General features: G+C 70.8%; 20 protein-coding genes, 11 tRNA genes and 1 pseudogene. 23 read left to right on the top strand and 9 right to left on the bottom strand.

The genetic code is table 11. The annotated features are described in order from the left end of the window. Position 1: 1 nt before the first annotated feature. From AB0383_RS32345 to AB0383_RS32360, 4 genes are all read left to right on the top strand, one after another. On the top strand, positions 2-1,099 hold the full coding sequence (locus AB0383_RS32345) for an ABC transporter substrate-binding protein (RefSeq protein WP_364184749.1): 1,098 nt from the start codon (positions 2-4) through the stop codon (positions 1,097-1,099). A gap of 40 nt (positions 1,100-1,139) precedes the next feature. Continuing rightward, entirely contained in the window at positions 1,140-2,318 is a 1,179-nt protein-coding gene (locus AB0383_RS32350; RefSeq protein WP_364184751.1) for a CoA transferase, read from the top strand. A gap of 57 nt (positions 2,319-2,375) precedes the next feature. Beyond that, on the top strand, positions 2,376-2,993 hold the full coding sequence (locus AB0383_RS32355; RefSeq protein WP_364184753.1) for a TetR/AcrR family transcriptional regulator: 618 nt from the start codon (positions 2,376-2,378) through the stop codon (positions 2,991-2,993). A gap of 230 nt (positions 2,994-3,223) precedes the next feature. Beyond that, the gene (locus AB0383_RS32360; RefSeq protein WP_366189346.1) at positions 3,224-3,394 is read left to right on the top strand and encodes a VOC family protein; all 171 of its coding nucleotides are present in this window, start codon (positions 3,224-3,226) and stop codon (positions 3,392-3,394) included. A gap of 25 nt (positions 3,395-3,419) precedes the next feature. On the opposite strand, the gene AB0383_RS32365 is transcribed toward AB0383_RS32360, so the two are convergent. Then, positions 3,420-4,115 (bottom strand): type 1 glutamine amidotransferase domain-containing protein, encoded by a 696-nt coding sequence (locus AB0383_RS32365; protein WP_366189347.1) that lies wholly within the window; start codon positions 4,113-4,115, stop codon positions 3,420-3,422. Positions 4,116-4,218: 103 nt separating this feature from the next. Further along, the gene (locus tag AB0383_RS32370; RefSeq protein ID WP_366189348.1) at positions 4,219-5,292 is read right to left on the bottom strand and encodes a nitronate monooxygenase; all 1,074 of its coding nucleotides are present in this window, start codon (positions 5,290-5,292) and stop codon (positions 4,219-4,221) included. A 60-nt stretch (positions 5,293-5,352) separates the two neighbouring features. On the opposite strand from AB0383_RS32370, the gene AB0383_RS32375 reads away from it, so the two are divergent. The 15 genes from AB0383_RS32375 (at position 5,353) to AB0383_RS32445 (ending at position 9,070) form a co-directional block, all read left to right on the top strand. Continuing rightward, the gene (locus AB0383_RS32375; RefSeq protein WP_364184760.1) at positions 5,353-6,219 is read left to right on the top strand and encodes a LysR family transcriptional regulator; all 867 of its coding nucleotides are present in this window, start codon (positions 5,353-5,355) and stop codon (positions 6,217-6,219) included. A 95-nt stretch (positions 6,220-6,314) separates the two neighbouring features. Next, complete coding sequence (locus tag AB0383_RS32380) at positions 6,315-6,488, top strand: hypothetical protein (protein WP_364184762.1); 174 nt, start codon at positions 6,315-6,317, stop codon at positions 6,486-6,488. Positions 6,489-6,690: 202 nt separating this feature from the next. After that, positions 6,691-6,775: transfer RNA gene (locus AB0383_RS32385), tRNA-Tyr, on the top strand. A gap of 17 nt (positions 6,776-6,792) precedes the next feature. Continuing rightward, positions 6,793-6,867 (top strand) — tRNA-Glu (locus tag AB0383_RS32390). Position 6,868: 1 nt separating this feature from the next. After that, positions 6,869-6,942 (top strand) — tRNA-Arg (locus AB0383_RS32395). Between the two features lie 13 nt (positions 6,943-6,955). Further along, a tRNA-Asp gene (locus AB0383_RS32400) sits at positions 6,956-7,028 on the top strand. A gap of 136 nt (positions 7,029-7,164) precedes the next feature. Continuing rightward, positions 7,165-7,236 (top strand) — tRNA-Glu (locus AB0383_RS32405). Position 7,237: 1 nt separating this feature from the next. Beyond that, positions 7,238-7,311, top strand: a tRNA-Leu gene (locus tag AB0383_RS32410). A gap of 40 nt (positions 7,312-7,351) precedes the next feature. After that, a tRNA-Leu gene (locus tag AB0383_RS32415) sits at positions 7,352-7,425 on the top strand. 5 nt (positions 7,426-7,430) lie between these two features. Continuing rightward, positions 7,431-7,502 (top strand) — tRNA-Gln (locus AB0383_RS32420). Positions 7,503-7,512: 10 nt separating this feature from the next. Further along, positions 7,513-7,584: transfer RNA gene (locus tag AB0383_RS32425), tRNA-Gln, on the top strand. Between the two features lie 111 nt (positions 7,585-7,695). Further along, a tRNA-Ser gene (locus tag AB0383_RS32430) sits at positions 7,696-7,785 on the top strand. 26 nt (positions 7,786-7,811) lie between these two features. Then, positions 7,812-7,883: transfer RNA gene (locus AB0383_RS32435), tRNA-Arg, on the top strand. Between the two features lie 196 nt (positions 7,884-8,079). Beyond that, complete coding sequence (locus AB0383_RS32440) at positions 8,080-8,460, top strand: hypothetical protein (protein ID WP_366189349.1); 381 nt, start codon at positions 8,080-8,082, stop codon at positions 8,458-8,460. Between the two features lie 25 nt (positions 8,461-8,485). Continuing rightward, positions 8,486-9,070, top strand: a complete 585-nt coding sequence (locus AB0383_RS32445) for a uracil-DNA glycosylase family protein (RefSeq protein ID WP_366189350.1) — start codon at positions 8,486-8,488, stop codon at positions 9,068-9,070. A gap of 9 nt (positions 9,071-9,079) precedes the next feature. Here AB0383_RS32445 and AB0383_RS32450 read toward each other — a convergent pair whose 3' ends face one another. Together AB0383_RS32450 and AB0383_RS32455 are read right to left on the bottom strand one after the other, a co-directional pair. Further along, the gene (locus AB0383_RS32450) at positions 9,080-9,991 is read right to left on the bottom strand and encodes a glutaminase (protein ID WP_364184768.1); all 912 of its coding nucleotides are present in this window, start codon (positions 9,989-9,991) and stop codon (positions 9,080-9,082) included. Between the two features lie 47 nt (positions 9,992-10,038). Further along, positions 10,039-10,488 carry a group II truncated hemoglobin gene (locus AB0383_RS32455; RefSeq protein WP_366189351.1) on the bottom strand — a complete coding sequence of 150 codons (450 nt, stop codon included), beginning with the start codon at positions 10,486-10,488 and terminating at the stop codon, positions 10,039-10,041. A gap of 344 nt (positions 10,489-10,832) precedes the next feature. Here AB0383_RS32455 and AB0383_RS32460 point away from each other — a divergent pair, with 344 nt between their 5' ends. After that, complete coding sequence (locus tag AB0383_RS32460) at positions 10,833-11,720, top strand: alpha/beta hydrolase (protein ID WP_366189352.1); 888 nt, start codon at positions 10,833-10,835, stop codon at positions 11,718-11,720. Positions 11,721-11,765: 45 nt separating this feature from the next. Here AB0383_RS32460 and AB0383_RS32465 read toward each other — a convergent pair whose 3' ends face one another. Further along, complete coding sequence (locus AB0383_RS32465) at positions 11,766-13,166, bottom strand: hypothetical protein (protein ID WP_366189353.1); 1,401 nt, start codon at positions 13,164-13,166, stop codon at positions 11,766-11,768. 81 nt (positions 13,167-13,247) lie between these two features. Next, positions 13,248-15,008, bottom strand: coding sequence for a sulfatase (locus AB0383_RS32470; protein ID WP_366189354.1), 1,761 nt, complete (start codon positions 15,006-15,008; stop codon positions 13,248-13,250). Between the two features lie 157 nt (positions 15,009-15,165). Here AB0383_RS32470 and AB0383_RS32475 point away from each other — a divergent pair, with 157 nt between their 5' ends. Both AB0383_RS32475 and AB0383_RS32480 read left to right on the top strand, forming a co-directional pair. Next, complete coding sequence (locus AB0383_RS32475; RefSeq protein ID WP_354869546.1) at positions 15,166-15,597, top strand: OsmC family peroxiredoxin; 432 nt, start codon at positions 15,166-15,168, stop codon at positions 15,595-15,597. Between the two features lie 129 nt (positions 15,598-15,726). Further along, complete coding sequence (locus AB0383_RS32480; RefSeq protein WP_366189355.1) at positions 15,727-16,461, top strand: VIT1/CCC1 transporter family protein; 735 nt, start codon at positions 15,727-15,729, stop codon at positions 16,459-16,461. Here AB0383_RS32480 and AB0383_RS32485 read toward each other — a convergent pair. Together AB0383_RS32485 and AB0383_RS32490 are read right to left on the bottom strand one after the other, a co-directional pair. Next, complete coding sequence (locus AB0383_RS32485) at positions 16,418-16,888, bottom strand: hypothetical protein (RefSeq protein ID WP_364184871.1); 471 nt, start codon at positions 16,886-16,888, stop codon at positions 16,418-16,420. The genes AB0383_RS32480 and AB0383_RS32485 overlap by 44 nt on opposite strands. 91 nt (positions 16,889-16,979) lie before the next feature. Continuing rightward, positions 16,980-17,237 (bottom strand): annotated as a pseudogene (locus AB0383_RS32490) (hypothetical protein); the annotation flags it as partial. A gap of 238 nt (positions 17,238-17,475) precedes the next feature. Here AB0383_RS32490 and AB0383_RS32495 point away from each other — a divergent pair. Beyond that, positions 17,476-18,279 carry an Lrp/AsnC family transcriptional regulator gene (locus tag AB0383_RS32495; protein WP_364184784.1) on the top strand — a complete coding sequence of 268 codons (804 nt, stop codon included), beginning with the start codon at positions 17,476-17,478 and terminating at the stop codon, positions 18,277-18,279. 3 nt (positions 18,280-18,282) lie between these two features. On the opposite strand, the gene AB0383_RS32500 is transcribed toward AB0383_RS32495, so the two are convergent. After that, on the bottom strand, positions 18,283-19,902 hold the full coding sequence (locus tag AB0383_RS32500; RefSeq protein WP_364184786.1) for an AMP-binding protein: 1,620 nt from the start codon (positions 19,900-19,902) through the stop codon (positions 18,283-18,285). Between the last annotated feature and the right edge of the window lie 2 nt (positions 19,903-19,904).

The following is a 19,904-nucleotide window of genomic DNA, read 5'->3' on the forward strand; positions in this document are numbered from 1 at the left end:
CATGTCCAGAACCACCCGGGCGCTCTGCGCCACCGCCGTCACGGCCGGCCTGGTGTTCGCGAGCGCGTGTGCCCCGTCGTCGCAGCAGAACCAGGCCACCGACGCCAAGCAGGTGTCCGTGCTGCCGGCCGGCGTGAGCCTGTCGGGCAAGGCCGGCACGCCCGCGCCGAAACCGCTGGCGCAGCGGGCTTCGCTCAAGGTCGGCATCCCGTCCAAACTGGAGCTCGAAGCGCCGGCGCTGCTCGCCCAGGTCTACGGCGAGTTCGGCAAGGAGAACCTCGACGTCACCTTCGTCACCGACACCGTGCCGAACCTGCTCACGTTGCTGGGACAGGACAAGATCGACCTCGTCTACGCCGGCGCGCAGGCACTGGTCTTCAACGCGCTGCGCCACGGCGTCCCGATCCGCTGGGTCTCCGGCGTCGCTTCGTCCTCGCCGGACAGTGGCGTCTACATGAGCACCAAGTACGGCAGCAAGGCGAACGACTTCAACCCGGCTTCGTTGAAGGGCAAGAACATCGGCGTCAACCCCGGTGGCCTGGCGGCTCCGTCGGAGTACGGCTTGTACGACCTGATCACCAAGGGTGGCCTCAAGCCCGGCGACGTGCGGATGACGCCGTTCAGCGACATCGCCGCGATGGTCCAGGCGCTCAACAACGGCTCGATCGACGGTGCCACTCTCGGCCCGCCGTTCACCGCGAGCATCAAGCCGGGCACCGCGTTCAACGCCGAAGGCGGGTACCCGGACAGCATGCAGATCGCCGGCTACTTCGCGACCACCGACCTGCTCGGCGAACACCGCGACGCGGGCGTCGCGTTCTTCCGCGCGGTGGAGCGGACCGTGAACACGCACCTGTCCGGTGACTACCACCAGGACACCGACGTGATGACCAAGATGGCCCAGCAGCTCGGCACGACCGTGGACACGCTGCGGATCGCGCCGTCGGTGCCGTTCGACTTCAACGTGCCCGCCGAATCGGTGGCGAGCCTGCAGAAGATGTACCAGGCCGTGCCGAACACGCTGCAGATCGACTCCCCGGTGAAGCCCGAAGAGCTGATCGACCTGTCGCTCGTGATCGACGCGGCGCAGGGCAAGTGAACCCCCGCATCCCGACGCGAGCACGGAGGACAACCACACGATGAGCGACGCGCTGGCCGGTGTCCGGGTCCTCGACGCCGCGACCGTCCTCGCCGGACCGGTCTCGGCGACGATCCTGGGCGACTTCGGCGCCGAGGTGGTCAAGATCGAAGACCCGAAGGTCGGCGACTTCACCCGCGGCGGCGGGCGGTCGCCGGGCTGGCTCCAGGAGGGGCGCAACAAGAAGTCCGTGGCGCTCGACCTCCGGACGTCCGAAGGGCAGGCCGTGTTCCACCGGCTCGTGCCGCACTTCGACGTGGTGGTCACGAACTTCCGCCCGCCGACGCTCGAGCGTTACCGCATGCTGCCCGAGCACCTGCAGCCCCTCAACCCGCGGGCGATCCTGCTGTACCTCACGGGGTTCGGGCTCACCGGGCCCTACCGCGACCGCGGTGCGTTCGACCGGATCGCGAGTGCCTACAGTGGACTGACCTACGCCACGGGCGAGCCGGAGCGGCCGCCGGTGCGCAGCGGATACTCGGTGATCGACTACATGAGCGCCTACCTCGCGGCGTTCTCGGTCGTGTCCGCGCTGTACCACCGCGATCACGGTTCGGGCTCGGGCCAGGTCATCGACCTGGCGCTGTACGAGGCGGCGTTGCGGTCCAGTGAGGACTCGGTGACCGCCTACGGCCTCGACCGCCAGGTCCGGGAACGGCTGGGCAACAAGAACCCGGCCATCGTCCCGGCGTCGGACTTCGTGACCTCCGACGACCGCCGGGTGTCGCTGCACGCGGGCACCGACTCGTTGTTCCGGCGCCTGTCCGCCGTGATGAACCGGCCCGAGCTGGCCGACGACCCGCGCTTCGCCGACCGCCCCGCCCGGATCCGCCACCAGGACGAGCTGTACCCGCTCATCAGCGAGTGGGTCTCACGGCTGACCGCCGACGAGGTGGTGAAACTGCTGAGCGACGCCGACATCCCGGCGTCACCGATCATGAGCGTCGCCGACCTGATGAACGACCCGCACTGCCGGTCCCGTGGCTCCGTGATCACCGTGGACGACGCGGAGTTCGGCGAGGTCCCGATGGTCGCGCCGCTGCCGCACCTGAGCGCGACTCCCGGCAGCGTCCGCTGGGCCGGCACGACGTTGGGCGCGCACACCGAAGAGGTGCTCGGCGGCCTGCTGGGCCTGTCCACCGCGGAGCTCGACGCGTTGCGGAGCCGGGGTGTCGTGTGAGCGATCACTAGACTGGGAGGTCGGAGGCAGGTGAGCAGAGCGCACACGGGAGATGATGTGAACGACACCGCCGGGCAGGCGTCGAGCCGGCGCGGGCGCGACCGGGCCCGCACCGAGGCCGACCTCCTCCAGGCGACTTTTGATCTGCTTCAGCGCGACGGGATCTTCGCCGGGCTGAACCTGCAGGAGGTCGCCGACCGCTCCGGGGTGAACCGCGGCCAGATCTACCAGTACTTCGGCGACCGGCGATCGCTGCTGAGGGCGGCCGTGGCCCATCGAGCCCGGGAATGGGCGGTCGGCGCGAAACGGCATTGGGAGGCGTCGTTCCTCGGCCGGCGCAAGGCGATGTTCCGCAGCGCGCTCGCGAACCCGGCACCCACGCTGGTCGAGGCCCTGCTCGCGATCGACGGCGACCCGGACTACCACGCCCTGCCCGAGATCGAGAAGACGAGAGCCGCCCTCCAACGCGACCAGGCCACCGGCGCCCTGCCCGCCGACGGCGACGCGATCGCGATGCACGTGTTCATGGTCGCGGCGTACAAGGGTTACCTCATCTTCCGCGAGGCGCTCGCGCGTGACGTCGGCGTGCCGGTCGAGGAGCTCGACGCCCGCGTGCTGGCCGTGCACGATCAGGTGGCCGGGGCGATGACCGAGGGCGACCCGCGGGACCGATGAGTTTTCGCGGCGGTGGTCTATCCCTCTGCCAGCCGTCGAGAGGAGTGGTTCCGTGGAGCTGTACACGATCATGTGCGTGAGCGACCTGCCCCGGGCCCTGGAGTGGTTCATCGCGTTCCTGGGCCGGCCCGCCGACGAGGTCATCGGCGAGGAGCACCTGTGGCAGCTGGGCGAAGCCGCGTGGCTCGTGGTCGACGCGCGGGAGGCGCGCCGAGCGTGTGGGCCGGGCGGTGGTCACCATCGGCGTCACCGATCTCGACGAGATCTTCACCCGCCTCGCCACGCACGGCATCACACACGAACCCGTCGAGACCTACGCCAACGGCGTGCGCCACGTCGTGGTCCTCGACCCGGACGGAAACAGCCTCTCGCTCGCGCAGCCGCCGGCGGAGCCCGCGTAGCCGCGCACCCCGCCGGCGATCGGGCCTACTTCAGGGCTTTGAGGAGTTCCTGGGCCAGCGGCGCGGCCGAGGCGGGGTTCTGTCCCGTGTAGAGGGTGCGATCGACGACCGTGTACGGCTGCCAGTCCGGCCCGCGCTCGAACGCGACGCCGAGCTTGCCCAGCTCGTCCTCCAGAAGCCACTTCGCCTTCGGGCCCAGGCCGACCGCGTTCTCCTCGTCGTTGGTGAACCCGGTGACGCGGTAGCCGGCGAACGGTGACTCGCCCCGCTCGTCGCGCGTCGCCAGCAGCGCGGCGGGCGCGTGGCACACCACGGCGAGCGGCTTGCCCGATGCGAGCGCGGCGTTGAGCAGGGCACCGGAGTCGGCGTCGTGGGAGAGATCCTCCATCGGACCGTGGCCGCCGGGGTAGTAGACGGCGTCGTAGTCCGACAGGTTCACGTCCGTGAGCACGATCGGCTCGCGCAGTTCGCCGGCGGACTCGAGGACCTGCGCGAGCTTCGCGGCCTCTTCCGCACCGCCGGCCATGTCCGGGTTCAGGCTGCCCTGGTCCACGGTCGGCACCACGCCGCCCGGGGTCGCCACCACGATCGTGTGGCCCGCGTCCTTGAGCGCGGCGTACGGGGCGGCGAACTCCTCGGCCCAGTACCCGGTCGGATGCCGAGTTCCGTCGTTGAGCGTCCAGTGGTCGGCGCCCGTCATGACGAACAGGACTCGTGCCATGGTTCTCGTTCTCCTCTGGTCGATCGGGGGTTGCCTTGGTGGGGTACCCGTTCCGGCGGCCGGCGACCTGTCGCCGAGCTCACCCGTCCGGTTGACGGGTGGGTTAGAGCCGGGGGGAGAGCCGCGTGAGGATGTCGGCCGCGGTTTCGGCGGTGGCGTGCCGGTAGCCGGTGCCGGCCCACAGGTTGACGCGCTCGGGGTCGCCGGCCCGCACGGCCGCCTTGCGCAGCGCGCTGGTCAGGTGGTGCAGGGCCGGGTACCCGGCGGGAGCTTCGGACGAGTGGTCGTCGGTGAACGTGTTGCGCAGGCCCCGCGCCGGGCGGCCGGTGAACGCGCGCGTGACGACAGTCTCCCGGCGGGCCGGGTCGGCCAGCGCTTCGCGGTGGGGCTTCGACGCGCCACTCTCGTCGGACCGCAGCAGCACGGTGCCGACGGCCACGGCGGTGGCACCGGCGGTCAAGGCTTCGGCCACGGCCTCGGGAGTGGCGAGCCCGCCGGCGCCGACCAGGGGCAGCGACACGGCGGCCCCGACCTCGCCGAGGAGCCGCGGCAGCGGGACCGCCGGCGGGACGCGGTCGGGCGTGAGCGTGCCCGAGTGCCCGCCCGCGGCCGCGGCCTGTACGAGCAGGAGATCCGCACCGGCGTCGGCGGCCGGCCGGGCCTCGTCGGCGGAGGTCACGGTCTGCGCGACCAGCGTGCCCGCGCGGCGAAGCCGGGCGAAGACCGACGCGTCCGGCAGCCCGAAGGTGAAGCTGACCAGCGGGACGGGGCCGGCCAGCAGGAGGTCGAGCTTGGCCTCCCAGTGGTCGTCGTCCTCGGTGATCGCCTTCGGGAGGTCGAGGCCGTAGCGGTCGGCGTCGGGCCGCAGCGCGCGGGCGTAGCGGCGATAGGCGTCCGGGTCGACGGGCACCGGGTTGGGGGCGAACAGGTTGACCCCGAACGGGATGCCCAGCGCGCGGACCTGCGCGATCTGCTCGGCGAGGGCTTCGGCCGTCTTGTATCCGCCGGCGACGAAGCCGAGGCTCCCGGCGCTCGCCGCCGCGGCCACCAGGGCGGGCGTGGTACCCCCGCCCGCCATCGGCGCCGCCAGGACCGGCGAGGTCACCCCGAGCCCGGACAGCGAGCCATGCATGTCGAACGCCTTCTCTCTTCGCCGCGTGAACCCCTTCGGCTCCACGCTAGGCACCCGCGGCCGCGTTGGGAAATGCCCGTCCGGCCGCGGCTATGCTCTGCGGGCATGGTTGAGGGCACACCGGCCGGCATCGAAATCCGGCACCTGCGCGGGTTCGCGTCGGTGGCCCGGCTGGCTTCGTTCACGCACGCGGCCCAGGAGCTCGTCATCACCCAGCCCGCGCTCAGCCGGACGGTGCGCCAGCTCGAGGAGCTGCTGCGCGTCACCCTGCTGGACCGCTCGTCGCGGCACGTGGAGCTGACGGAAGCGGGCCGCGCGTTCCTGGAGCACACCCAGCGCGTGCTGGCGGAGCTCGACCGAGGCGTCAGCGCGGCGCGGCGCCGGGGCACCGTGAAGCTGGGGTTCAGCTGGCTGCTGCCCACGCCATGGGCGCAAGAGACCGTGGCGCGGTTCGAACACGCCACCGGCAGTTCGGTCGACCTCGTGCGCATCGACGACCCGCTCGCGGCGGTGCAGCAGGAGAAGGTGGACGTCGCGCTCGTACGCGGGCAGGTGCGTTCGTCGCGGCTGCAGGTCGTGCAGCTGTTCGACGAGGACCGGGTCGCCGTGTTCGCGGAGACGTTCCCGCTCGCCGGCCGGGCGGAGCTGGCGTGGGGCGACGTGCCGAACTGGCCGCTGGTGGTCAACGTCGTCAACGGCACCACGGGCCCGTGGTCCTGGCCCGAGGGGCAGCGGCCGCAGACCGTCGTCGAGACGGCCAACTTCGACGAGTGGATCGAGAGCGTCGCCGCGGGGCGCGGGAGTGGTGCCCCAGGTCGCGGTGCGGCGCAACATCCACCCCACGGTGCGGTTCCTCCCGATCGTCGGTGCGCCGGCGATCCCCGTCGCGCTGGCGTTCCTGCCGAGCGCGAACGGGCCGGTGCTCCGGCAGTTCGTGGAAGCGGCGCTCGGACGGTGAAATCGGTCCGGTAATAAAGATTGACACCCGGGTGCGGGTTCGCGATTATGTGATGGAGCTGAACGCAAGAGCTCATCGGAACCAGTACAGAAACTCAGAAGGAGCCATCGTGGCGAGCATGGAGAAGCGAGGGTCGCAGCGCCGTTATCCGGGCGATCTGCGCGATGCGCTGTGCTCGTCGGATGCGCTTCGATCAGCCGCGCCGCGCATGCCGCAAGAGCGGCTCAGCAGCTCGATGCTGCCTGAAGCGCGGCTGCTGAGCATCGGGGGCTCCCCACCGTGACGTCGTCGACGTCATGACCGGGAGCCGCCCATCGGGAAACCGATTCGGGCGGCTTTCTCTATTTCGTGCACCCACAATTGGTGGGATATCCATTTCGTTGATGTGCTGCGCTCATTTTGTTGGCGCGTGTTCTTTCTCGACTACCTGGTCTTTGTCAACTACACAGCGGAGCAGAAACACGCTCGCCGGCCGCGGCGAGCACGGTGGGACTGGGCACAGGTGAGCCCACCCGGCTGTAACCCGGACGCCCTACAGCGGCTTTGACGGTTCGACTCCGTCCCCCACCACCGACACACCAAGACAAGGCCGATGCGACTGCTGGCTAGGTCACCGCCCCTTCAAGGCGGAGGACCGGGATCGATACCCGGATCGGCTGCCACACCCCTGTAGCTCAGCTGGACAGAGCGCCGGATTACGAATCCGGAGGTCCCAGGTTCGACTCCCGGCAGGGGTACGCAGGTTTTCAGGCTCACGTGGCCCAGCGGCCAGGGCAGCTCCTTGTCGAGGAGACGATCGCGGGTTCGAGTCCCGTCGTGAGCGCGCGCCCGGCACCCGAGGGGGGTGCCCGGCCGACGAGTGCGAGGGAGACGGGAACCCATCCGCTTCGGGAGCGGAAGACACCGCGTTCGACTCGCGGGCACTCGACTGAGGTTGATCAAAAGACTGTCACCACCACGGCGCGTTGGTCCAGCGGAACGGACACCGGCCCCTCAAGCCGAAGACGCGGGTTCGACTCCCGCACGCGCTACGCGGTTGTAGCCCAACCGGCAGAGGCACCTGGTCGAGCGCCAGGCCAGTCGGGGTTCGAATCCCCGCAACCGCACGCAGCTGCATCGAAGACGGGCCCCGCGCGGGGACCCCACGCCCTCGTAGCCCAACCGGCAGAGGCACCGGACCCAGGCTCCGGACAGTCCAGGTTCGACTCCTGGCGAGGGCACGCTTTCCCGGGTGGTGTATCCGGCAACACGGCGGATTTTGGTTCCGCAGAGCCAGGTTCGAGTCCTGGCCCGGGAGCACCACGCGATGCCCGTTCGTCCAACCGGCAGGACTCCGGACTCTGGATCCGGCAACCGAGGTTCGAACCCTCGACGGGCAGCGGGGCACCGCAGGACGAGGACGGCCGGCCGAGTGGCAAGGCACCGGATTGCTGATCCGTGGTCCGGGGCGCGACGTCCCGGCGCGCGTTCGATCCGCGCGCCCGGGCCAGGGAGGATTGGCCGAGTGGTAAGGCAGCCGTTTCGAAAACGGTGGTCGGGTGTGCTGAGCACCCGCGTGGGTTCGACTCCTGCATCCTCCGCACCTCGCCGGCGCGAACCCGGCGAAGCCCTCGTGGTCCAACGGACACGACTCCGGCGTCCGAAGCCGGGAACGCAGGTTCGACTCCTGCCGGGGGCACCGCGGCACACCGCGACGCGCGGGGCCCAGTGGTCGGCCGGGCTCATATCCCCGAATCACCTGGATCGACACCAGGACGCGCGACCGAATTCTGCTCCGCTGGTAGTCGCGGGCTCCTTCGCGGGCCGAGGCCGAACTTCGCTGTCCGGACCTTTCCATTGTGCAGTAAGGAAAACCGGCTCTAAGAGTCCGGACCGTGAACAAATCCGACAACCGGGCTCACGGCACCGTCCTCGGAGCCTTCCGGCTCTACGCCGTGTCGCCCGTCGTCGCCATCGTCGGCGCGGTCGTGCTCGTCGCGGACAAGCAGGCCGTGCGGGTGGAGCTGTGGGACGCCGAGCCGCCGGCTGCGTACGGAGAATGGGACCAGGTCCTTGCGGTCGTGTGCGACCTGGCCGATCAGGTGCGCCTGCAGTCCGTCACTGCCGCCATGTCGCCCGACGTGCTCACCCTGGCCCGGCCCGGTCCGCACCACGCCCGGGTGCACGAGGGCGGCCGCGCCGCGACCGCGGAGCTGGCCGAGGGGACGTTCGCCGAGGGCGTCGAACGCTGGCTGATCCAGCTCTGGCCCGCGTGAGGGGCCCGGATATTCTCGCCGGACCATGACGAACCTCGACCGGATCCGCGCCGACCTCATCGCCGACCCCGACAACGCGTGGGCGAAGGAAGCCGGTTACGAGCCCCTCTACACCGCGGAGCCGTCGGCGAAGGTGGCGCTCATCGGGCAGGCGCCCGGGCGGAAGGCGCAGGAGAGCGGCGTCCCCTGGAACGACGTCAGCGGCGTGAAGCTGCGTGGCTGGCTCGGGGTGACCGACGAGGAGTTCTACGATCCCGGGCTGTTCGCGATCGTGCCGATGGACTTCTTCTACCCCGGCAAGGCGGCCTCCGGTGACGCGCCGCCGCGCCGCGGGGTTGCGGACAAGTGGCACCCGCGGATTTTCGCCGAGCTGCCCGAGATCCGGCTGACGGTGCTCGTCGGCAGCTATGCGCAGAAGCACTACCTGCACGCCGGGCGCGGGTGGAGCCTCACGGAGACCGTCCGGTCGTTCCGCGACTACCTGCCGTCGACGATCCCGCTCGTGCACCCGTCGCCGCTGAACGTCGGGTGGCACCTGCGGAACCCGTGGTTCGAGCACGAGGTCGTGCCGGAACTGCGGATGCTGGTGGCGGCCGCGTTGAAGTCCTGAGCAGAGGCATCAGAAGATGCTGAGCCCCGTGACGTTGCCGAACGTCTCGAGCGCCATCGCCGCGGACACGGAGTTGCCCTTCTCGTCGAGCCCCGGCCCCCACGCCGCGATCGCGCAGCGGTCCGGCACGATCGCGAGGATCCCCCCGCCGACACCGCTCTTGCACGGCAGCCCCACGCGGTACGCGAACTCGCCGGCGGCGTCGTAGGTGCCGCAGGTGAGCATGATCGCGTTGATGCGCCGAGCGTCCTGCTTCGACAGCAGGCGCGTGCCGTCGCGACGGACGCCGTGGCGCGCCAGGACCAGCCCCGCCCGGGCGAGCTCGACGCACGAAGCCATGATCGAGCACTGGCGGAAGTAGTGGCCGAGCATCTCGTCGACGGGGTTGAGGACGTTGCCGAAATCGGCCATCAGGTAGGCCAGCGAACGGTTGCGGTTCCCGGTGCGCGTCTCGGACTCGGCCATCGCCGGGTCGTAGGTGAGGCCGGGGTTCCCGGTCTCCGCGGCCAGGAACGCGCACAGGGCACCACAGGCGTCGCCGGTGTCCGCGAGGAGCTGGTCGGTCACCAGCAGCGCGCCCGCGTTGATGAATGGGTTGCGCGGCACGCCGCGTTCGATCTCCAGCTGGATCAGCGAGTTGAACCGCGTACCCGACGGCTCGCGGTTGACGCGCTTCCAGATCGACGCGTCGTCGTGCCCGAGCACGTGCGCGAGCGCGAACGCCTTCGAGATGCTCTGGATCGAGAACGGCACCTCCGCGTCGCCCACCTGATGCAGCTCGCCGTCGACGGTCGCCACCGCGAACCCGAACTGGCCCGGGTCCACGCAGATCAGGTCGGGGATGTAGTCCGCCACCTTGCCGGCCCCGATGTGGGGCCTCGTGGCCGCCCAGACCTCACCGACAGCGCGCTCGTAGTCCACCGGCCGCCCTTCCACACGTGATCACGGCGGCTCCGATGATGTCACGGCTACTGCGGGTCGTCGCCTGCCCAGGTCCAGTGGGGGACCTCGCGCAGGGGATGGAGGTCGGCGGCCGTCTCGGCGTGGGAGTTCTGCAGGGCGACCCGGGAGCCGAACTCGACGTGTTCGCGGACTGCGTCGTGGAACGGCGCGTCGCGGGGCATCCCCGCGGTGTCGAGGGCCGCGAGGTAGAGCTGGACGAACCGCTGCCGCTGGGCTTCGGTGATCTTCAGTCCCCGGTGGACGGAGATCAGGTGCGCGAACCCCAGCTCGCGCGAGAAGCGGTCCGGCCCGCCGAACGACTCGGCCGTGAACGACGTCAGGTGCTCGACGTGCCGCGGCTGTCCCGCGCCGAACAGCGGCTGCAGCAGTGGATCCGCCAGCACGCTGTCGTAGAACACCTGCTCCAGCTGGTGCAGGGCGGCTTCACCGCCGGCGTGCTCGAACAGTGAGGGCATGCGCCCAGCGTAGGGCGAGTATCGGACATGATAGGCAATTGCACCGGCCGGCTTGGCCAGTGCTGAACCGCCTCGTCCCGACCGCAGCGAGCGACTGGCCGCCCTCACAAGCGTCACAACAGCCTCGGTAAACGCGGTGGCCACGAACTGATCACAGTCTGTTCTCTGAAGAGCTTGAAGTGGTGGTTCTTCACCTTCGCCCCGGTCGGAGTACTCAACTTGGTCTTCACCGTCGCGAACAGCGCGCAGGCCTGAGGTCGGCACGATGCGCCGGCCGATCCTGGCCCGCGACGAATCGAGGTCGGGATACAGTCGATCATGAAGCCGCCCCACCGGAGGTCTCGATGAGTGTTCCCTTGCCGGAGAAGTTCGGGTACCAGCGGGTCGACGCGGGGGGCGTGCGGATCAACTGCGCGGTCGCCGGCGAGGGGCCGCCGGTGTTGCTGCTGCACGGTTATCCGCAGACGCACCTGATCTGGCACCACGTCGCGCCGCGGCTGGCGGAGGAGTTCACCGTGGTGCTGACCGATTTGCGCGGGTACGGCGACAGCGACAAGCCGGCCGGCGGCGACCATGAATATGCCAAGCGGGCCATGGCGGACGACCAGCTCCAGGTCATGGCGAAACTGAGCTTCGACCGTTTCTCCGTCGCCGGGCACGATCGTGGCGGGCGGGTGGGGCACCGGCTCGCGATCGACGCGCCCGAAGCGGTGAAGGCGCTGGCGGTGCTGGACATCGTCCCCACGCGGTACGCGTTCCAGCACGCCGACAAGGACTTCGGACTGGGCTACTACCACTGGTTCTTCCTCGCCGCCGGCAACGGGATCCCCGAACGGCTGCTCGCCGGCGACCCCGAGTTCTGGGTCACCTCGCGCATGAACTCCCGCCACGACGGCGGCGCGCCCTTCGATCCCGCCGCTGTCGCCGAGTACGTGCGGTGTTTCTCCGCGCCGGAGGCGATTGCCGCTTCGTGTGCGGACTACCGCGCCGCGGCGGGCATCGACCTCGAGCACGACGACGCGGACGCGGCCGCGGGCCGGCTCGTCACCAGCCCGCTGCTCGCGCTGTGGGGGAGCGCCGGCTTCGTCGGCCGCTCCTACGACGTGCCCGCCGCGTGGCGCGAGTACGCGACGGACCTGCGCACGCTCGCCGTCGAGAGCGACCATTACCTGCCGGAGGAACAACCGCACGTTGTCACCGAAGCATTGCGGGACTTCTTCGCGGAGACCTAAGCCGCAGAGGGACGCCACCGCGGCCACCCTGGGTTCAGCTTCGGCTCAGAACCGGCCGAGGCCGTGCGGCGAGCCGAGGCCGGTCGGGCCGTCCCAGCCGGGGCCGGCCTGGCACACCTTCGGGCCCCAGCCCAGCCCCTGGCAGACCGACGGTGCCGCGCCGTCGGTCGTGACGTCGTGGAACGCCGAGGCCGGCGCGCCGTACAGCGCGCTCGGGCCCGTCGCCCCGGTGGTGTGGCCGCTGCTGCGTACGTACCACGCGGCCACGAACGGCGACGAAGCGCTGGTACCGCCGCTGACGATCCAGTGCTGCGGCTTGCCCGTGAAGGGCGCGTAGGTGTCGTACACCGCCGGGCCGTTCGCCGGGTCGGCGATGGCGGCGACATCGGAGGACGCGCGGTGCCCACCGCAGTTCGCGGTGATCGAAGCGGGCTGGCCTGCGGCGGGCGGGAACGTCCGGGCGCACTCGCCGCCGAGGTTGTGCCACGCCTGCTCCGTGAACTTCGTGCGCGCCGCGTCGACGGGTTTCAGCGCCGTGCCCCCGACGCCGACCGCCCACGGCAGGTCGGCGGGCCACGTGTAGAAGCTCGTGTCGGCCTTGCTCTTGGCCGAAGCCGAGACCGAACCCGAAACCGCCGTCGCGTCGGTGCTGCCGACGTCACCGATCGACGCGAACAGCGGCACCCCCGGGTGGTTCAGGGCCTTGCTGTAGGGCGCGTCGATCGTGGCCGAGTCGAGGACCTCGATGTCGCTGAGGCGCACGGCGTTCGCGCCGAGGCGGACCGCCGTCTGGTAGGCCGTGGCGTAGTCGGCAGCCTTCTCGTCGGGATCGAGCTCACCGGTCGCGTCGAGGTCCGGCGTCTGCACCACCGTGATGCGACAGGCCGGGCACGCCGCCGAGGCCATGTCGACGTCGAGCGACGTCTCGACGGCCCAGTCCTCCTCGGATTCCTTGAACTCGTCGGTGGTCCCGGGCCGCACCGGCGGCCCGCCGTGGAAGTCGGTGATCGTGAGGCACCCGCTCGCTGTCGTGCACGCGGGCAGCCCGTACTGCTTGCGGTAGACGGCCAGATCCGACTCCAGGTGCGTGTTCGCGCCCGCGCTGATCACCGCGATCGTGCCGTTGCGCCCGACTCCCGCGGCCGGCAGCGAGTAGGCGCGCGCGAGGTCCGTGGCCCCGAGACCGACCGGAGTCGTCGTCGACAACGCTTTCGCCGAGCCGGGGCTCTCGGTGACGACGGCGGCCTGGCAACTGGCCGCACACGCGGTCCGCACGCCGTGGTCGCTCAGGAAGGTGCCGTCGTGGATCTGGGCCTGAAGTCCCGTGATGTCCGAAGTGCCGGGTGCGGCCTCCGCCGGGGCGCCCGCCACGGTCATCGCCGCGAGCACCGGCAGCGCCGCGGCCACGGCGAGGGCCCGCCTGATTGTGACTTTTCCCTTGTACAAGGACGTTGCGCCTCCCAGGACGGTCGGCGGCGCCACCGCCGCCACGCGGGCCCATCCTGGGTGACGATCTTTCGGATCCTGTCAGGAAGTTGTGTGGATCTTCGGCTGCGACAGCTCCGCGTCGAGTGAGCGCAGGGTTCGGGCCGTCAGGCTGGGGGTCGTGGCGGCCAGTTCCCACACGGACAGCGTCGCGACGGAGGCGGCGAAGTCGGCGTTGGCGAGCATCGGCAGGTGGCGCACGAGGATCTCGTGGGCGTCTGGGGCCAGTGAGCCGATCGGGGTCAGGACGGCGGAGCCGAGATCGGCCGCCGGTGGGAGGTCCTCGAGTACGGCGAGGGCGTTCTCGCGTTGGGCGCGGACGAGGAGGTGCTCGCGCGTGACAGGGCCGTCGGCGGGCAGGCCGAGGCGTTCGAACTGGGACGGGGGTGCGTCGGCGGCTCGCATCAGCTCGACGAGGTGGGTGGCCATGGTGAGTTCGAGGTCGTCGTCGAGGAGGGGGTGGGTTTGGCCGGGGTCGGTTTCGAGGTCGAACAGCAGGGTGCCGAACGCGTGCGGGTCGCCCCAGGCGTAGCCGGGCATGCGCAGTACGGGGGCGCCTTTGGTGAAGGGCAGGGGCGGGATCAGCTCGGCGTCCCGCAACTCGGCGGGGGAGAAGCGGGTGTTCATGTGGGTGGGCATGAGGGTGTGTTCGAACAGCGGCGCGTTGGCGGGGGTGGCCGAGGCTCGCAGGTAGACGTAGCGGCCGTCGGTGACGTTGACGTGGGCGCCGAAGCTGCCGAACAGGCAGGCGTCCCGCGTGGTGGAGCCTGTCAACGGGAGGCCTTGCATGTCGGCAGGCCTTGCTACGCCGAAGAAGTCGAGCAGTGTCGGTCCGAAGTCGACGGTCTGCACGAGTTCGGCCCGGCGCTCGCCGCGGGCGCCGCTGCGCGGGTCCCAGGCGAACAGGGGCGTGTGGATGTTCTCGTCGTACCACGGCTGGACGTTCTTGCCCCACCAGCCGTGCTCGCCGAGCAGCAAGCCGTGGTCGGTGCAGACGATGAGGAGGGTGTCGTCCCACAGCGCGTGGGTGTCCATCGCGTCGAGGACGCGGCCGAGGGAGCTGTCGCACATGGACAGCAGGGCGCGGTACTCGTCGCGGACCTTCAGCGTGTCGCCGGGCTGTTCGGTGACCCTGCGGTAGCCCGGCCAGTCGTACTCCGGGCCTTCGTGAGTGAGGGAGTACCGCGCGCGGTGGTCCTCGGTGGCGACGAACGGTTCGTGCGGGTCGAAGCACTCGATCTGGAGGAACCAGCCCTGCTCGCCGGCGTTGGTGTCGAGGAACTCCAGGCCGGCGTCGACGGTGAGTGTCTGTGGGTGCTGCCCGGGTTTGAGGAAGTGCTGCCGGTTCACCCAGTGTTGGCGGATCATCGCCGACGCCCGCCGCGCCCCGACCGCCGGTTCCGGCATGTCGGGGTCCGCGACCTGGCCCTTCCAGCGGTCGCCTTCCTGGCCGCGGAAGAACTCGTAGGTGTCGAAGCGGTTGTGGTAGGTCGCGCCGCCGTCTTCCCAGTAGTGCTGGTGATCCGTGACGAGGTGGGTGTGGACGCCGTTGCGCGAGAGCAGTTCGGGCACCGAGTCGTCGAACGGTTCCAGCGGCCCCCAGGAGCGGTGGAGGAAGTTGTACCGGCCGGTGTGCAGCTCACGGCGCGCCGGCATGCACGGCATACTGCCCGCGTAGCAGTTGTCGAACGTCACGGCCGCCTCGGCCAGCCGCTCGAACTGCGGCGCCTGCACACCCGTCGCCCCGTACGGCGGCAGGTACCGGCGGTTGAGCGTGTCGAAAAGGACGACGATCGCGCGCATGGGCCGGGCTCCTCCTCAGGTGGGTGCCACCCCGCCCAGCCTAGGGAACCCGTGGGACGGCAGCGGCCGAACTTTGGCGAACGCGGCCCCCGCCTGATTGACTGTGGCTGCCCGGCTCTGCCGGGCATCAGACACCCAAGACGATTCTGGAGGACGCATGCCCGTCTCTAAGGCGCACGCGAACTGGAACGGCGACCTTCCCACCGGGTCCGGGCAGTTCACCGCCGGGGGAGGAAGCATCAGCGGGAGCGTGACCTTCAAGTCGCGCTTCGAGGACGGCCCCGGGTCGAACCCGGAGCAGCTTATCGCCGCGGCGCACGCGTCGTGCTTCTCGATGGCGCTGGCCAACACGCTGGCGAGTGCGGGATTCCCGGCCGAGTCGATCGAAACGGACGCTTCGGTCACCCTACGCCCGGTGGACGGCGCGCCGACGATCATCAAGGTCGAGCTCGTGACGGAGGGCCGCGTGCCCGGTGTCAACGAGGAGCAGTTCAAGGAGTACGCGGCGCAGGCCAAGGCCGGCTGCCCGGTCAGCCGCGCGCTGGCGGGCGTCCCCGAGATCACCGTGCAGGCGTCGCTGGCCGGCTGAGCCGTGCGAGCGCTCGCTCCCGCGCGGGGCGAGCGCTCGGCCAGCCCGGGGCTGCCCCGACGCGTCCCGACAGCGAGACCGGCCGGTTTCCGGCAGGCGGGCCTGGACCGCCCCGGTGAGAATCGGGGCATGAGTGAACGCTCCGACCCCGACCGTCGCCGGGCCGCGACCACCGGCTGGGCCCACCGCCACCGAGACGTCTCCGGCGGCTGGCTCCGCCCGACCGTGTTCGGTGCGGTGGACGGCCTGGTCACCAACGCGGCCCTCATCGCAGGCGTCGGCGGCAGCGGCGTCGCACCGCACACGATCGTGCTCACCGGGTTGGCGGGACTGGTCGCGGGAGCGTTCTCGATGGGCGCGGGCGAGTACGTGTCGGTGACCAACCAGAACGAGCTCGTGCACGCCGAGGTCGCGCTCGAAGCCGACATGCACGCGCGCTTCCCGCAGCAGGAGCACGACGAGCTGGTCAGCCGCTTCGTCTCCTACGGTGCCGACGACGACACCGCCCGCCGGATGGCCGAAGCCGTCGCGCGCGACCCGGACCAGGCGCTGCGGTTGCACACGCGCGAGGAGCTCGGCGTCGATCCGCAGGACCTGCCGTCCGCCCTGCTGGCGGGTGGCGCGTCGTTCGTCGCGTTCTCGATCGGTGCGCTGCTTCCGTTGCTGCCGTACCTGCTCGGCGCGAGCACGCTGGTCGTGTCGCTGATTCTGACGGCGGTCGCGCTGCTGGCCGGGGGGATGACGGTCGGCAAGCTGACCGGAAGGCCGTTGGTTCACTCCGGACTGCGGCAGCTCGTCCTCGGGGCGCTCGCCGTCGCAGTCACCTACGGCGTCGGCCAGCTGATCGGTGCCCCTGTCGGCTGAGGGTGGCGGGCGTGATCAGGCGTTCTTCAACAGGTCGAGCAGGGCGGCGTGGAGCTGGGCCGGCGCGGCGAGGAACGAGGTGGCCCGCGGGTGCCAGGGGGTGCCGTCGGCATCGGTGACGACCGCGCCGGGCCTCTCGGGCGATCAGGCTCGCGCCGAGGAGGTTGCCCGCGTCGCGGCCGTACAGCCGGAAGCCGTCCATGCGTCCGGCCGCGACGTCGGCGATCTGCAGGGAGGTCGGGCCCAAGTTGCGGACCGCGCCGACGTGGGAGAGGACGGCCGAGAGCGAGCGGCCGGCCTGCTCGGCGGCGTTCGGCTGGGTGGTGATGAAGGGCGGCTGGCTGGTGCCGACGAGCGTGACCGGGAGCTCGGCAGTGGCCGACGGGGTGAGGCGCTCGCCGTCGAGGAACGCTCCGAGGCCCCTCACCGCGTGGTAGGTCTCGTCGCGGACTTTCGCTGTGGATCACGGCGGCGACCGGGGTGGCGTCCTCGACCAGGGTGATGCTGACGCACCAGTACGGCAGGCCGCGCAGGTACTGGACGGCGCCGTCGGCGAGGTCGACGACCCAGCGTTGTTCGCCGGGCGGGAGGGTGGTGTCGATCTCGTCGGCCCATTCCACGCCGGGTCGCAGTGCGGCGAGACTCGCGCGCAGCGGGCCTTCGGCTGAGTGTTCGAGGGCGTCGAAGGTCTCGCGGAACTCGGTGAAGGTGGTGGGGGCCGCGGGCCTGGGCCGGGCGGCGAGGCGGCGGCCGGCTTCCCGGGCCGCGGTGATCATGCCGTCGATCAGGGTGGTTGTCACGGGCCAAGCGTGCTCCCGGGTGGGCGCTGGTGAGGTGTTTCGGCGGCTCTCTTGATCGAACTCAGTGCCATCATGGGGTGATGGTGAGCGATGCCGTCCTCGGAGACGAACATCTGCGGCTGATCGCGGCTCTGCAGTGCGACGGTCGCGTGACGATCGAGCGCGCGGCGGCCGTGCTCGCCTGAACCAGCGCGCGGTCCGCCGGCGGCTGCGCGTGTTGCTGGACGGCGTCGTGCGCGTGGTCGCCACCCGGCCCCGCGCCGCGTTGCCGGGCGCGACCCTGCTGCGGATCCGGGTGCTGCGCGGCAAGATCGACGCCGTCACGGCCGCCCTCGCGGCTCGCGACGACGTCCTCTACCTCGACCTCTCGCACGCCGGCGACGAGATCTCGGCCGCCGTCGTCTCCGACCCGAGCCGCCGCAACGCCCTCGTCTTCCGCCAGCTCCCCGCGACGACCGCCGTCACCGAGATCCACGCCGAAACCGTGATGCACGTCTTCTCCGACGCGAGCGACTGGCGCCTCGACGTGCTCACCGAGACCGAACGAGCCGACCTCACGGTGGTGTCGACCCGGGCCGCCACCGGCGACCTCGACTCCGTCGACTCCGCGATCCTCACCACGCTGGCGCGCGACGCCCGCCTGCCCGGGGCCGCCGTCGCCGCCGAGGTGCGCCACCCCGAGTCCACCGTGCGCCGCCGCCTCGCCACCCTCCGCGCCGACGGCCGCCTCCTCACCCAGACCTTCGTCGACCCGCACCACCTCGGCCTCCGCATCGACGCGAACATCACGATGCAGGTCCCACCCGCGAAGCTCGACCACGCCGGCCGCACCCTCGCCCAGCACCCGGCGGTCCACGGCGCCCTCGCCACGACCGGCAGCTCCAACCTCCACGCCGCCGTCTGGCTGCGCGATCTGGATCACCTGTACCGGTTCGTCACGGAGGATCTGGCGCGGCTCGGGGTGGAGCGGGTGGAGACGTTTTTGGTGGGGCAGGCGGTGAAACGGCCGGGAAATTGAGGTCTACCCGGTCTCCGTCGAACGGGACGAAAGCCGAGGCGCTTCCGTGATGCCCGCGGCGCGGAGTTCCTCGGCAATTACCTCCCGCAGGCGGAACTTCTGCACCTTGGTGCCCGACATCGGCCAGTCCGTGACGAAGCGGATGTAGCGCGGCACCTTGAACGTCGCGATGCGGCCGAGGCAGTGGTCGATCAGGGCGCGTTCCGTGGCACCGGCGCCGGGGCGGAGCTGGATGAAGGCGGCGGCCACTTCGCCGAGGCGGGCGTCCGGGGCGGCGACGACCTGGACGACGCCGCAGGCGGGGTGGTCGGCGAGGCAGCCTTCGACCTCGGCGGCGGAGACGTTTTCCCCGCCGACTTTGAGCATGTCCTTGAGCCTCGAGACGAAGGAGAGGCGGCCGGCGGGGTCGGCGACGACGAGGTCGCCCGTGGAGAACCAGCCGGCGGGGTCGAGGCGTTCGGCCGTCAGCGCGGGGTCGCGGTGGTAGTGGGAGAAGCGGGAGGTGCCGCGGAACTGGAGTTCGCCGCGGGTGCCCGCGGGGACCCGCGCGCGAGTCGAAGGGTCGACGACGCGGACTTCCATGTGCCGCAACACTTTTCCGCTCGTGGTGGCGCGGACGTCAGCCGGGTCGTCGGGGGAGCCGACGCAGCAGAAGCCGAGGGACTCCGTCGAGCCGAGGGACGACATCTGGACGGCCGGGGCGATCCGGACCTGCATGGCGCGAAGCCGTTCGGGGGCGCCGACGTTGAGCACGAGGCGCAGCGCGGACAAGTCGGTACGAGGAAACTCGGGGTGGTCGAGCACGCGCAGCCAGATCGTCTCGAACGCCGGAAACGCGACCGTGCACCGTTCTTCGGACAGCTGACGCAACGCCAGACCCGGCTCGAACGGTCCGGTGTGGACCATCGCGCAGCCGGCCGCCAGCGCCGCGAGGACGACGTCGTAGCCGCCGCAGTGGAACATCGGCAGGGCGGTCCAGAAGCGGTCCGCCGAAGTGAGGCCGAGCCGTTCGGCGACGGCTTCGCCTTCCGCCACCAGGGAAGCGTTGTCGTGCACACAGCCATTCGGCCGGGCGGTGGTGCCCGAGGTGTAGAGGATCAACGCGGGATCGTCGGGTCGCACATCGGAACGGGCCGCGGCGACCGTGGCCGCGTCGGCGGAGTTCGCCGAGAACGCCGCGCGCGAGAGCCAGCCGGCGGGTGCGGGACCGTCGTCCACGGCGACGATCGCACGCAACACCGGCGCCACGCGCAGGGAAAGCGCGGAAGAATCAGCGAGCCCGGGAAGCGCCGAAGCGAGCGCCGGCCCGAGCGAGGTGTCGGCGAACAACAGCCGCAGGTCCGCGTGCTCCACGACGTAGGCCAGCTCAGCCGCCTTGAGCCGAGGGTTGATCGGGACGGTGACCGCGCCCAGGTGCGCGATCCCCAGCCAGGTCGTCACGCTCGCGATCCCGCCGGGCACGAGCACACCGACGTGATCACCGGGCCGGATCCCGCTAAACCACAACGATCCGGCCACCCGCCGGGCCTCGGTGGCGATCTCGCCATAACTCAGCCGTCCGTCGGGGAACACGACTTCGCGCTCGGCGGCGCACCGGTCGAGCAGATCCGGGATGGTGGACATGA

Source organism: Amycolatopsis sp. NPDC051373 (genome assembly GCF_040689465.1).
In the GTDB taxonomy this organism is placed as follows: Bacteria; Actinomycetota; Actinomycetes; order Mycobacteriales; family Pseudonocardiaceae; genus Amycolatopsis.

Excerpts from the sequence above, each read along its gene's own strand:
- AB0383_RS32345 (WP_364184749.1), top strand. The coding sequence starts at position 2 with ATGTCCAGAACCACCCGGGCGCTCTGCGCCACCGCCGTCACGGCCGGC.
- AB0383_RS32475 (WP_354869546.1), top strand. The coding sequence starts at position 15,166 with ATGCCCGTCTCTAAGGCGCACGCGAACTGGAACGGCGACCTTCCCACC.
- AB0383_RS32470 (WP_366189354.1), bottom strand. The coding sequence starts at position 15,008 with ATGCGCGCGATCGTCGTCCTTTTCGACACGCTCAACCGCCGGTACCTG.
- AB0383_RS32500 (WP_364184786.1), bottom strand. The coding sequence starts at position 19,902 with ATGTCCACCATCCCGGATCTGCTCGACCGGTGCGCCGCCGAGCGCGAA.
- AB0383_RS32350 (WP_364184751.1), top strand. The coding sequence starts at position 1,140 with ATGAGCGACGCGCTGGCCGGTGTCCGGGTCCTCGACGCCGCGACCGTC.
- AB0383_RS32460 (WP_366189352.1), top strand. The coding sequence starts at position 10,833 with ATGAGTGTTCCCTTGCCGGAGAAGTTCGGGTACCAGCGGGTCGACGCG.
- AB0383_RS32455 (WP_366189351.1), bottom strand. The coding sequence starts at position 10,488 with ATGCCCTCACTGTTCGAGCACGCCGGCGGTGAAGCCGCCCTGCACCAG.
- AB0383_RS32480 (WP_366189355.1), top strand. The coding sequence starts at position 15,727 with ATGAGTGAACGCTCCGACCCCGACCGTCGCCGGGCCGCGACCACCGGC.
- AB0383_RS32375 (WP_364184760.1), top strand. The coding sequence starts at position 5,353 with ATGGTTGAGGGCACACCGGCCGGCATCGAAATCCGGCACCTGCGCGGG.
- AB0383_RS32365 (WP_366189347.1), bottom strand. The coding sequence starts at position 4,115 with ATGGCACGAGTCCTGTTCGTCATGACGGGCGCCGACCACTGGACGCTC.
- AB0383_RS32445 (WP_366189350.1), top strand. The coding sequence starts at position 8,486 with ATGACGAACCTCGACCGGATCCGCGCCGACCTCATCGCCGACCCCGAC.